The 13,018-nt window shown below is 41.3% G+C and carries 12 protein-coding genes; all 12 read right to left on the reverse strand.

The annotated features are described in order from the left end of the window. Positions 1–35: 35 nt before the first annotated feature. A complete protein-coding gene (locus QNH20_RS23995) occupies positions 36–737 on the reverse strand; it encodes an isochorismatase family protein (RefSeq protein ID WP_283920442.1) in 702 nt (233 codons plus the stop codon). 12 nt (positions 738–749) lie between these two features. After that, entirely contained in the window at positions 750–1,121 is a 372-nt protein-coding gene (locus QNH20_RS24000; RefSeq protein WP_283920443.1) for a DsrE family protein, read from the reverse strand. Positions 1,122–1,153: 32 nt separating this feature from the next. Further along, positions 1,154–1,948, reverse strand: a complete 795-nt coding sequence (locus tag QNH20_RS24005) for a maleate cis-trans isomerase family protein (protein ID WP_283920444.1) — start codon at positions 1,946–1,948, stop codon at positions 1,154–1,156. Between the two features lie 29 nt (positions 1,949–1,977). Then, positions 1,978–2,847, reverse strand: a complete 870-nt coding sequence (locus QNH20_RS24010; protein ID WP_283920445.1) for a DUF3891 family protein — start codon at positions 2,845–2,847, stop codon at positions 1,978–1,980. 63 nt (positions 2,848–2,910) lie between these two features. After that, complete coding sequence (locus QNH20_RS24015) at positions 2,911–4,209, reverse strand: FAD-dependent monooxygenase (RefSeq protein ID WP_283920446.1); 1,299 nt, start codon at positions 4,207–4,209, stop codon at positions 2,911–2,913. Positions 4,210–4,328: 119 nt separating this feature from the next. Beyond that, on the reverse strand, positions 4,329–4,952 hold the full coding sequence (locus tag QNH20_RS24020; protein WP_283920447.1) for a nucleotidyltransferase family protein: 624 nt from the start codon (positions 4,950–4,952) through the stop codon (positions 4,329–4,331). Further along, a complete protein-coding gene (locus tag QNH20_RS24025; RefSeq protein WP_283920448.1) occupies positions 4,949–7,288 on the reverse strand; it encodes a xanthine dehydrogenase family protein molybdopterin-binding subunit in 2,340 nt (779 codons plus the stop codon). The genes QNH20_RS24020 and QNH20_RS24025 overlap by 4 nt, the downstream gene beginning before the upstream one ends. Next, a complete protein-coding gene (locus QNH20_RS24030; RefSeq protein ID WP_283920449.1) occupies positions 7,285–9,594 on the reverse strand; it encodes a xanthine dehydrogenase family protein molybdopterin-binding subunit in 2,310 nt (769 codons plus the stop codon). Before QNH20_RS24030 ends, QNH20_RS24025 begins: the two co-directional genes overlap by 4 nt. Next, entirely contained in the window at positions 9,591–10,142 is a 552-nt protein-coding gene (locus QNH20_RS24035) for a (2Fe-2S)-binding protein (protein ID WP_283920450.1), read from the reverse strand. Before QNH20_RS24035 ends, QNH20_RS24030 begins: the two co-directional genes overlap by 4 nt. A 36-nt stretch (positions 10,143–10,178) precedes the next feature. Beyond that, entirely contained in the window at positions 10,179–11,051 is an 873-nt protein-coding gene (locus QNH20_RS24040; RefSeq protein WP_283920451.1) for an FAD binding domain-containing protein, read from the reverse strand. Between the two features lie 43 nt (positions 11,052–11,094). Beyond that, positions 11,095–11,544, reverse strand: a complete 450-nt coding sequence (locus QNH20_RS24045; protein WP_283920452.1) for an SRPBCC family protein — start codon at positions 11,542–11,544, stop codon at positions 11,095–11,097. A gap of 268 nt (positions 11,545–11,812) precedes the next feature. Continuing rightward, positions 11,813–12,898, reverse strand: a complete 1,086-nt coding sequence (locus QNH20_RS24050; protein WP_283920453.1) for an XdhC family protein — start codon at positions 12,896–12,898, stop codon at positions 11,813–11,815. Positions 12,899–13,018: the final 120 nt, after the last annotated feature.

Raw genomic sequence — 13,018 nt, forward strand, 5'->3', positions numbered from 1 at the left:
CTTATCTAAAAATGATCATTTTCATTATGCATTCATCATAACCTTGCTTTTAACCTCTCAAGTTCCTTCATCACTTCTTCTACTGGAACAACATCTGCATATTTCTGCTGCATATCAAAAAGATTAATAGCATGCGAGGTAATCCCCCGGTCAAACGAACATTCCTCTGGTACAACCACGCGATAATTGTTTGAGAAGGCATCAATTACAGTTGCCCGGACGCATCCGCTTGTTGTACATCCCGTTACAATCACCGTGTCAACCTGCTGGGCTGTTAAATAGGAAACCAATGGTGTTCCAAAAAAGGCACTAGGCTTCTTCTTTGAGATAACAATCTCTCCATATTGAGGCTTTAGCTCTTCTACTACTTGTGAACCTTTTTCTCCTTCTAATAAGGCAGGATGGTCAAATATACTCCCTTTAATCGCTACCCTTTCATTTGAGGCTGATTTACTTCCTTCAATTATCGTAAAAAACACAGGAATTTCAGCTTCTCTTGCAGCATCTAGCAGCAATTTAATATGTCCAATCGCATCCCAACTGCTATCCCCGCAGCTTGTTGGGTATTTTCGAATGGATTCCTCGATATCTTCAGGTGAGTCGCCTGTAAAACCGTATTGGACATCGACAATGACAAGTGCTGGTTTATGGCCGACCCCCATCTTTTTTCCTAATCCTGCTTCCTGGTAAACCTTTTTATCTCGTTCATCCAAATACTGATCCCATATCCGGCTCATGAAGTTCTCTCCTTATCCGTACGTAATGACACGATCATGATCGACAGTAAGCTGAACAAGAACATTTGGTTCTGCAAGTTCTACTTTTTTACCACTTAACTCTTGTTCAGTCATACCGCGTGCCCCGCAAGAAATTCTTGATAGATAAATGTCTCCTCCGTTTGAAACAATCTTTTCATAGGACTCCCGTAAAGACGTCACACCGTCACCGACTCCGATTACACTATCCAATATCTCATCACGCAGCAGCTGTACAGCACTTCCAGCCAGGAACATAGAGACTTTGTGGCCATCATCTATAGCCGTTTTAGCAATTAAAAATGCCCGATCTGCCTGAGTGGGCGCCTCTGGCCCATGTGTCAAATGAATAAGAATTTTAGCCATTTGTAATTCCTCCTGTTCTTAATTAGGCTTTTCTATACCATGAAGCCGCTTTTCTCCACAAACTCTTTAGAATTAAATTGTTCGGACAGAAGATATCCCGCATCAGGCACAACTGGTTTTAAACCTAACTCTTTTAAAATCTTATACACAGTCGAAGTTGCTGCGGAAAGAACAGGAAGATTCAGCTTATCCTGGACTTTTTGAATGGCCGGAAGTGACTGCATTTGGACACATGCTGACAAAACTACCGCATCTGCCTTACTTGTATCTAAGTTATCAACGATATTAATTAAGTTTAAAGGATCTAGTTTGCCCACTGCTAAATTATCGGATACTTCTAAGCTAATCGAATCAGTGACTTCAATTCCTGCAGATTCGATATAATCAACAACCATTTTCGTTAAAGGCTTCATATAAGGGGTAACGATTGCTACCTTTTTTGCTTCTAACGCCTGAATCCCCTCAATCAGTGCCCCAGCACTACTTATGACTGGAACAGGAGTCCCATTTTCCTTCGCAATTTTGGAAAGCCGGTCTTCAGAGAGGCAATGATAGCCAGCACCTTGTGACATAATTGCGACAAGACAAGCATACGCCAGAGCATCACAGCGGGCATCCGACAGCTCCAATGCACAACGGTCACTCTCCGTGTCCATTTTGGCCAGTTCTTCTTTTGTTACATGCATCATCCGCATGCGGCTTGAATGAAAGGTAAATGTTTCTTCTGGTATAATTTGTTGACGTGCTTGCAGCATCGCTGGAATTTCCTTTTCCATTGTTGTATTGGAACTAGGTACAATTAGGCCAAGACGATAATCCTTTTTCATATTTTATCCTCCATTCAATTTCTTAATTTTTAGAATTTTTTGCATGAAAAACTTTCAGTCTCTAGTGTTTTAAAGCTTTCCCCTTGTATTGGAGGAACGAACTTCCAGGTAACACGTTCAAATTCTGCTTCTTCTATTGCCTTATAAACTGCGCTATGTGATTCATATTGAATATCTGGAATTTTGCGTAATACAACAGTGGTTTCTACTTCAGAATCAAAAGGATATGGGTCTACAACAACCGTTCCATTGCCTTGACCCTGAACGGTAATCATAACCCCTTTGCTTTCAAGAAGTGGACGTACCGGACCCATGATTAATTTATTCGTCGTTTCCAACTTATGCATCGATACATATTGGGATAGGCGGTCCATAAATTGGACAATCTCATAGTTCATCCACAAATTATTTTCGAATTGGCTTCTTGGTCCTGATTTTTTCCACATTTCCATCTTTAAATCGACCCATTCCTTCTGCATGCTGATGATTTTTTCATCAATTTTTGGTGCTAACTCTTCAGGAATTTTGAATGTGAATGAAGGATCGTAGCCAAAACGGCTTGTATAAAGCCCCATCCAATGCATTCCTACTAAAAGTCCTGCATATGGGTCCTCTTCTTTTACTTTTTCATAGCCTTTCCCGTAAAAATCAACGTGTTGGAGAAGATTAACACTTAGAAAGGGAACGGGCTGGCCAGTCTCAGCGTTAAACAACACTTTCGTGTCGGATTCGACCCAGCCTATATCATGTTTTTCTACAGCCAAACAGAGCGATTTAAAATAATCGGGGCGTTTAAATTGATCATTGCCCCAATGCTTTGCCACTTCCCCAGCCTGGATGGAATGATCATATTGATTCACAATGTACAAATATCCATCATAATGCCTTGTAATAAACATTCTTTACCACTCCTTTTCACTCATGTTCCTAAACCTATTAAGCTATCAATCTAACTGTCCTGGTTATGAAATAATGCTAGGCTCTGGCTTTTTTCCATCTTGGAAAATAAACGCATCATCAATATCCAGCGGCTTTTCTCTTGTAAATAAATTCTTATATACCTTTGTTATATCTGGCATTTTGGTTGCAATATTAAACATCAGCGGTGCTAAATCTTTCTTAACTGGTTCTCTTGTCAGGAACTTCTCCAATGTCAATTGCAGATTTTGAATCAATTTCACTTCTTCATGGCGTCTTCTTTGGACTTGTTTAAGTGTTTCAAGTGTTAAACAGTTATTTTTTAATCCTTTATAAATAACATCTGCCGCGATTACGGCTGTTCCCATAGCCAGTGTACTTCCTACTGCTCCCCACGGAGTCACACAATGGGCGGCATCACCAATGAGCAGCAAGCCATCTTTCGCCCACTCCCTTACATAGCGCATTTTGCATAATAGTAAAACGAACGCCTTGAAATCCGTGATATCTTTAAAATAGTCAGCGAGAATCGGCATGTCCTCAACGATTTTTTCCTTGAAAACTTCGATGCCTTCCTTCTTGATTTTCTGATATTCGCCTTTCGTCAATGAAACGCCGCATTGAATATAGCCGCCTAGCTTTGGCAGAAACAGATAGTTGTAATTTTTTTGGAAATAGAAATGGTATATATTATAGTCCCAAGATTCCGGCTTTTCGAATGAGAACCATAGCAGGTCATTATCATAATAATCCAAGTCGAGCTCAAAATTTCCAAGCTTTTCTATTGTTGAATTTCTGCCATCAACGCCAATTGTGACTCTGGAATGGATATTTAAGTCTCCTTCAAATACATAATCATCCATAAAGTTAACTTGTTCTCCAAGCTTGGATTGAGCATAAACGCCAACAACCTTTTCTCCTTCTTTTAGGAGATCCTTTACCTTCGTATTAAATAATAATTTGAAGTTTGGATATTGTTTCGCTTTTTCGAGCAGCGCCGCTAGAAGCGTAGGCTGGGTCAGTCGCGCACAGTAACTTTCCACATCGATAAGGGTATTAAATTTAAGATTCATAATTTCCTTGTTTTGGTGAAAAACAGTCACTTCGGGAATTTTAACGTGATCATGCGATTCAATATAATCCAGTAAATTTAATTGTTTCATGAGCTGAACAAAACGCGGTTGTGTAATTTCACCTCGATATTCTCTGTGAAAATCTGGATTTTGCTCAAGAACGACAATTTCCATTCCTTGCTTAGCAAGTAGTAATCCTAAAAGCATTCCAGCTGGACCCGCGCCAACGATACACACATCAGACTTAATTTCTTTTACCTCATTTTCCATTACTACTACCACCTATTTTCTTACATTATTTTTTCACCAGTTGTTGTCCCTGAGGCATTTTCTTCGTAGCATTTCGAGTTTTTCTGCGGGCATAAGAAAGGTTTCATTTTGTGCTGCCATTATCGACGATTTAATAAGTTCTCGTATTCTTTAGCCGTGTCAATATCTTGAGGATATCGATGTAAACTGTTGACAAGGGTAACATATTGAAAATTATTTCGAATGATCTGATTTCCACCTTGGTCTCCATCCAAGCTGGATAGCTCGGGGAAAAATGGTTTAGAAAATAGAATTGGGTGACCTATTTTCCCATCCGAATATTGAGTCTGGACAATGATTTTCGAATGGGTATTAGTGTCTGTATATTGTTTAGTAAAACGAGCTAGGACACCTTGAATGTCCTCCAGTCTTAATTCAGGCTGATCTCCTAGTAAAATCACTACTGCATCGGCTGTTTTAGGAACCTGCTTTATTCCAAGTGCTAAACTATAACCAATACCCCTCTCAGGCTGTGTATTATGAATAACGATAGAATTAAGTTGCAAGGCAATTCTTTTTCGTTCTTCATCATTAGGAATGATGGTAAAGACTCCTTTTAATGAGGAGTTATTAGCCGTTTGCAGCACATGTTCAAGTAATGGTTTATTCTGCCACGGAAGAAGCAGCTTTTGCCTCCCCATCCGCCTAGAAAATCCACTTGCCGGAACAATAGCGTAGACTTCTACTGATTTACAAGAGTTCATAGGACCCCGCTTCCGGTATGCTCTTTTGCCTGCCTAAGAAGTTCCTTAAGCTGTGCTGGTTTTACCGGAATATTCTCTACTTTTATATTCCAAGTGCTTAGTGCGTCTTCTACAGCTGATTGAATAACTGCAGGTACCGGAATCGTTCCGCTTTCGCCTGCTCCTTTCGCTCCAAGCGGATTTAATGGTGACGGGGTCTCTACATGGCCAATCTTCATTTCAGGTACCTCGCAAGATGATGGCACAAGATAATCCATTAACGTACTAGTTAAAAGCTGGCCTTGGCGGTCATAAACAATTTCCTCATACAATGCATTGCCAATTCCATTGGATATTCCCCCTTGAACCTGTCCCTTCACGACAAGAGGATTGAGCAGCTTTCCATTATCATGGATTGAAGTATAATCCAGAATTTGAATCGCACAGGAATCCGGATCCACTTCAACAACTGCGATATCCGTCATCCCTGTTATTGATGCTGCTTTCGGAGCGAAATAATCAGTTGCTTCCAATCCCGGTGCAACAGAGTAGGGAAACGTAGTTCCTGGGAATAGTCCCCTTGCTTCATGAGCCAATTCACCTAAAGAGATTCGGAGTGCTGGTTCGTCTTCTTTGTAAACATATCCAGCCTTTACATTTAACTCATCTGCTTTGGCTTCCAGTTTTTCTGCTGCGATTTTTAAAGCCTTTTTCTTTAAAGTGTTCGAAGCATTGTATACGGCAGTACCAACAAGAACACCTATTCTGCTGGCAAATGTTCCAGTTCCATAAGTGATGAGACTTGTATCGCCTTCACGTACGGTAACCTTCTCGACAGGAAGATCGAATACTTCTGCAGCAACCTGCGCAAAAGTTGTCTCATGCCCTTGTCCTTGGGTTGCAGCACTAGTCAGCACAGAAATTTCACCAGTTACCTCGATACGGACGGTTGCCCCTTCAAATGAACCAAACCCCGTGTTTTCAATAGCTGTTGCAACACCAATTCCAATGTATCGCCCGTCTTTTCTGTATTCTTTCTGCTTTTTTCTCCACTCGTAATAATCAGAAAGTTCAATCGCTTCATTTAATACTTTTTGATAATTTCCACTATCATAAATCTGCGGACTTCCGTCCCGGGAGCGGAGTCCAGTTTTATACGGAAATTCATCCGCTTGAATAAGATTTCTGCGGCGAATCTCTACAGGGTCGATATTTAGTTTTTCAGCTGCTTGATCAAGCAGACGGTTTAAAATCAATGCTGCCTGCGGGCGGCCTGCCCCTCGGAAAGGAGCCATAGGCACCGTATTCGTGTACAAAACCTTTGCATCGCAAAAATAATTGGGTACTTTATATGGCCCAGGGATAAGGGTAGAAGTCATAATCGGAACAATGATCCCCCATGGAACATATGCGCCATTATTAGCTAGCATCGTATCGATTACTGCAATAATCTTGCCGTCTTCCGTCACGCCGAGGGATGCCTCATGATATTGCTCCCTTTCATGAATACAGCTCATCATATGCTCCATGCGGTCTTCAATCCACCGAACAGGCGCTTTTACCATCCTCGCTGCCCATGCAACAAGAAAATCTTCTACATAGAAAATCGCTTTTGCCCCGAAAGCACCACCGACGTCCGGTGCTATAACCCTGATGTGATTTTCTGAAACACCTAATAATTTCGAGAGAATGGAACGCATTTCATGCTGGCTCTGGGTGGCTGCATAAACTTCAAGTTCCGGGTCTGGTCCTTTAAAATCCCATTTTGCCAGTAATCCTCTTGTTTCAATAGGCAAGCAGCTGACCCGACCGATCTTGAATCGATGCTTCACGACTACCGGTGCATCTTCCATGGCTGCTTTTGCATCTCCTACTGACTGTTGGAAATGGGCAGCTACATTTGACTTCAAATGTTGGTGGGCTAGGGGGGCATCAGTTTGATTGGCATCATCTAAATGGGCAACCGCCGGCAGCGGTTCATATTTTACCTTAATCAGTTCAATTGCATCCTCGGCAATATAACGGTTCATGGCAATGACCATTGCAACCGGTTCGCCAACATGGTGCACGACTGAATCCAGGGGACGCTGTGTAACTGGCACCAGATTCGGATGGGGAAACAGGACGGGCAGTTCAGGGAAGTCTTTTCCCTCCCCTGGCCCAAAAACAGCGATAACGCCTGGTAGTTTTCGTGCCTGCTCAAGATCGATATCCCGTATGCGCGCATGTGCGTGCGGACTTCTTAGGAAAGCAGCACTTAGGGTTCCCGGGATGGACAAATCTGCAATGTAGCGCCCATTTCCCCGAATCAAACGAGGATCAATTTTTCGTTTTAGAGCCTTCCCAATATACTTCATATTCGCTCCTCCTCATTCTTTACAAGACCCTTTTTGATTGCATCTCTAATCTGTTCAGGCCGTATTGGCAAGGAAGTAATATGGATCGGGTAATGATCAAGGGCATTAATAATTGCATTGGCAACTGCAGGTGCAACCGCGACTGTCCCTCCTTCACCTGCCCCTTTAACACCAAGTGGATTTAAAGGAGATGGTGAATTTTCTAGGATCTCAATATCGATTTCAGGTACCTCCATCGAGCTTGGCAGCAAATAATCCATAAATGAACCTGTGACCAGCTGGCCGGCTTCATCATATTTAAGTTCCTCATAAATTGCCCCGCCCAATCCTTGAGCCATGCCGCCGACCAACTGCCCGTGTACCAATAACGGGTTAATGGCCCGCCCAACATCATATGCAATATAATACTTTTCAATTTTTACTTTTCCTGTTTCCGGATCAATTGCTACTTCTGTAGCGTGGATACCATATGGATAGGACATATGATCAATTGAAAAGGTATATTTTTCATGAAGCTGAACGCCTTGTTTTCTGCATTCTGTAAGGATATCTTCGAGCGGGCAAACATTCTGCTGGTTTGACACATTGATGATCCATTGATCCTTTATATCAAGATCATCGGCCTGAAGACTAAATCGTTCAGAAGCCGCCTTCACTATTTTCCTTTTAAGTGCCTCTGAAGCATACCAGGCAGCTGATCCTCCCACCACAGTTCCACGGGTAGCAAAAGAGCCATTTCCCTTTTCCACCACATCAGTATCCCCATGAATGACACTAACCTTTGAGTAAGGAATTCCCAATTGCTCAGAGCATATTTGGGCAAGCGCGGTCTTGACCCCTTGACCTATATCCGCTAATCCGGTTTTACAAATTAGTTCCCCGTTTTCTAAAAATTCAACTTCGCAAAACTCCCAAGGTCCTAACCCTGATTTTTCCACAAACATCGCAAAGCCCATTCCAATGATTTTCCCCTCTTTTGCGGCTTGGATCTTTTTATGTTTAAATTTCTCCCAATCCATTGCTTTCCGTGCCGTTTCAAGGATCCCGGGATAATCACCGCTATCGTATTCCACTTCCTGGCCAAGGGCTGAAATACCATTTGAATAAGGCATTTGCTCTGGTTGGATTAAATTTCTCTCCCGTACCACTGTCGGGTCCAGACTAAGTTTTTTTGCCACGATATCAATAATTCGTTCTCTTACAAAGGTTCCTTCAAATCTTCCCGGACCGCGATAGGTTCCTGTCGGTGTTTTGTTCGTTGCGACAACATGAGTAATGAATTCAAGCGCCTCGATATCATAAGGGCCTGCAAACATACCTTGGGTTAATACTGGAACAGTGACTCCATGAGTACGGATGTACGCTCCTGTATCTACAAAAATCTCATCTTTTAACGCATGTATTCTACCCTTTCCATCAAACCCCACCTTTACATGGTGTTTTTGTTCACGAGAATGGTTTGTCGCCTTCATATGCTCTAACCTGTCCTCAATCCACTTTACCGGCCGGCCAAGCTGAAGTGCTGCATAGGGTATTAAATAGTCCTCCGGATAGAATTCACCTCTGGGCCCAAAACCGCCTCCGACATCGGTTTCGATAAAGCGAATGTCTTTAGGGTCCTTCTTCAAAAGTCTAGCAAGGATTTGATGATTAAAATGAACCACTTTTGTAGGACCATAGACTGTAAGCCGCTTATCTTCTCCTACAACAGCAAGAAGGCCTCTTGTTTCCATTGGGATTCCTGAATGCCGCTGTACATATAAATCTTCTTCTAACACATAAGGGCACTTTTCCAATTGTTCTTCGATATTTCCTTTTTTGGAATGAATGATAAATAGATCATTACTGCCAATTTCAGGATGTAACAAGTCCGTTTCTGGCTGAATCGATTTATGTACATCCGTGATTGCTGCTAACGGTTCATAAACGATGTCGATTAAGTCAGCTGCATCTTCTGCCACGTATCTTGATATTGCTACAATCATGACCACTGGTTCCCCAACATACCGAACTTTATCTTTCGCTAAAGGGTACTGCAAAGCTTTCGTCAGAGCTTCATTGGGTGCGAGGCGCATAGGAATTGGAGAAAGACCTTCTGGCAGATCCTGTCCTGTCATAACCATGAAAACTTCCGGATGATTTTTCGCTTTTTCGATATTAATTCGCAATATATTTGCATGAGCATGTGGACTGCGTATAATAACTGCTTCATACTGACCAGGCAGTTTAATATCACCCACATATTGTCCCTTACCTTGAATTAATCGTGGGTCTTCAATTCGTTTCACACTGGTACCAATGGTCATACTTCCACTTTCCTTCCAGAGTGGACGCTTTCTATATCACTAGTCTCTTCCTCACTCTTTTTATGCTTGTTGAGAAATTCTGCTGCCATTTCGACAGCATCGACAATATTTTGATAACCTGTGCAACGACATAAATTCCCTGAGATTCCTTCCCGAATTTCCTCACGGCTTGGATTAGGGTTCTGTTCTAGAAAATGGCATGCGGACATGAGTACTCCTGGTGTACAAAAACCACATTGCAGACCATGCTTTTCCCAGAATGCTTCTTGCAATGGATGCAGGCTGCCGTCTGGTTCTGCTAACCCTTCTACTGTACGTATCTCGGCCCGGTCTGCCTGAACTCCAAAGACAAGACAAGACCTGACCGGGCGGCCATCCATTATGATTGTACAAGCACCGCAAATACCATGCTCACAGCCAACATGTGTGCCCGTTAATCCGAGTTCATCGCGTAAAACATCTGATAATAACATGCGCGGCTCTACCGAAGCAGTATATTCCTTGCCGTTCACGGTTAAGACGATTTTTTTTAAGTTATTTTGTGACATATGTCTCCACCTCCTGGGAATGGTTAAGAATTACTCCTATCGTTGAATAGCTCTCTTTGTAGCACGTTCCAATACTCGCTTTGCATAGGTGATGCATAAATCTTTTCGATATTCACTACTTGCATGGATATCTGGCTCTGGATCAACCAAATCCGCAATTTGATTGCAGGATTCTGCTATAAGGCCATGATCAGGGACTTTCCCAATCAGTTCATCTGTCACTTCATTCAATAGAACAGGGACTCCATCAACCCCTCCTAAGCAGAGTGTTGCTGCTTCAACTTTCCCATCTTCACTCAAGGTAACAGATGCAGCAGCGAGAACGATGGCAAAGTCTCCTTTTCTTAACGTGAACTCGTCAATTGCATATCCAGTCCTTGCAGGAGGAAGCGGAATGTCAATCGATACTAAGATCTCATTCATTTCGATTGTCGTTGTCAAATAGGTCAAAAAGAATTCGTCTGTTGTAATCGTCCGAACACCTTCTGATGAAGCAAGTGTAATCGTTGCTCCAAGTGTAGTCAGCATGACAGGAAGTTCAGCTGTTGGATCGGCGTGTGCGACGCTGCCTCCAATCGTCCCTCGTGAGCGAATTTGCGAGTGGCCTATCAATTTCATTCCCTCTGTAAGCAATGGACAGACTCGTTCGATTTCATTTGATTCCTCAACCTGATAGTGACGCGTTAGTCCGCCAATTTGAATCACCGTATCAGTAACTCGAATGTAGTTAAGTTCTGCTAAATGATTAATGTCTATCAGTACTAGGGGACGAGCTAAACGCATATTCATCATAGGAATAAGGCTTTGTCCTCCCGACATGATCTTCGCATCATAACCAAATTCATCCAATAAGTTTAATGCTTCTTCAAGCTCCAATGGAGAATGATAGTCAAATACCGCTGGTTTCACGTTATACCCTCTTTCCTAGAAAGGTTGTTTACCCATTTTTCCTTTACATAGCTGTTTTAGTATTGATTTCCTTTGCAATTTTCTTAAAGAAATCCTTCACGATCATCTTCGCGATTCCAGATAAGATACGCTGTCCCACTCCTGCAATCAGGCCGCCCACCTGAGCTTCACCATCATAGCGAATGGTCGCTTTTGGCTGACTATAGTCAAGCTCAACTACAGCATTCCCTTCGATAAAACCCATTTTGCTATCAGCCTTCATGATAATTCGATATTGGTTTGGTGCAGCTTTATCTAAGATTTTAATTTCAGCTTCATATTCTCCTCTTACCGCAGCAATCCCCAAGGCAATTTCAGCCTTATAGCTATCCGGCGCAAGTTCTGTCATAGCTTTACATCCAGGTGTTGCTTTTTTAAGTACCTCCGGATCATTTAAAGCGTTCCAAACATCTTCTTGAGCTGCATCAACAATAATTTCGCCTTGTACATTCATTATGAAAACCACCTTTACTAAAATCATTTTTTCCAATTACATGCCCGCCAAAGTGGGGGAATTTAACTGTGTAATTATCAGAATTTTCTACTACTTAGGAAAATAATAAAATATATTATATATAATTGTGAAATACCTATATTTTATAAAATGATAAGTTTTTTGTATTTTCACTTTAATTATGTTGTTAACCTAAAAAGAGAGCTGTCCTTAAAAATCAAATGATCTTAAGGACAGCCCTCTTTTTATTTAAGAATTTACTACCAAACTAAATCCGGCATGCTGTTGTACCTTGTTTTTTCAGCTCAGCATGAGAATGATTTCTAACTTTTATTAATTCCGCCAATACACTTATACTGATCTCCTCTGGTCCCTCTGCACCTATATTTAATCCAATTGGAGAATGGATATAAGACATAAAATTTTTATCACTTACTAACCGTTCTGTTCGTCTCTTTGGTCCCAATACACCTAGATATTTGAGAGGAGTTTGCAGAAGGTACTGTAAAATTTCTTGATCTCTATTAAAATTATGGGTCATAACAAGGACAAAGCTATCAAAAGGAATCTGCCTTTTTTTAAAAAAAGATTCTGGATGTTCTTGTATATGAACATCCGCTTGCGGGAACTTTTTTTCATTGCATCGGCTGCTTCTTGGATCGATTACGGTAATTGAAAAATCCAATTGTGAAGCAATTTTAACTAAAGGTTCCGCATCAGGGCCAGCCCCAAATATATATAAATTTTCTTTTGGCTGGTAGCGTTCGAATAAGAAATCTCTCCCTAGCTCTTCAATATGAATTAATTTTACTTTCGCTCCGCTAAGAAAAAAATCCTTCATGTATGGGTTCAACTTTTGGCCGATTTCATGATCAGCAGACTCCACACAAATATTTCCGTTATCGTAGTAAAGTATGGTAGATCCTTGATTTTCTGAGTTGATCGATTTTACCGATACAACATTGAAACCCTTGTTTAGTTGCTCGTCAATATATGGCCATAGCAGCGTGTTTGACTGTAATTTAGTCAATTCCCAGCCAATTGGTTCAATATATACTTCGATGTTCCCGTCACATCCGGCACTTTGCCCCCAAGAAAGATCATCTTCAGATTTTAAATCATAATGGACATTTTTAGGGTGAAGTGACTTGATCACTTCCTGAGCCTGACAGAGTAAATCTTCTTCCAAGCAACCTGCACTGATAGTTCCAAAATAACTGCCATCTTCTCCAATGAGCATTTTTGCACCTTCCCGTCTATAAGCAGAGCCATCTACACGGATAATTGTGGCCATAGCAAAAATTTGGTCTTTCTTATCTTTCATGCTTCTTAATAACCTGCAGATATCATTCATAATAAATCTCTCCTTATCAAGATTTGAGAACGCTAACATTTTATTTACTAATTGTGATTTTGTGTTTACATATAGTAAATAGATGATATAATAAATTTATTAAATTATCAATATTCTAAA

This window comes from Neobacillus sp. WH10 (assembly GCF_030123405.1).
Classification (GTDB): domain Bacteria; phylum Bacillota; class Bacilli; order Bacillales; family Cytobacillaceae; genus Neobacillus.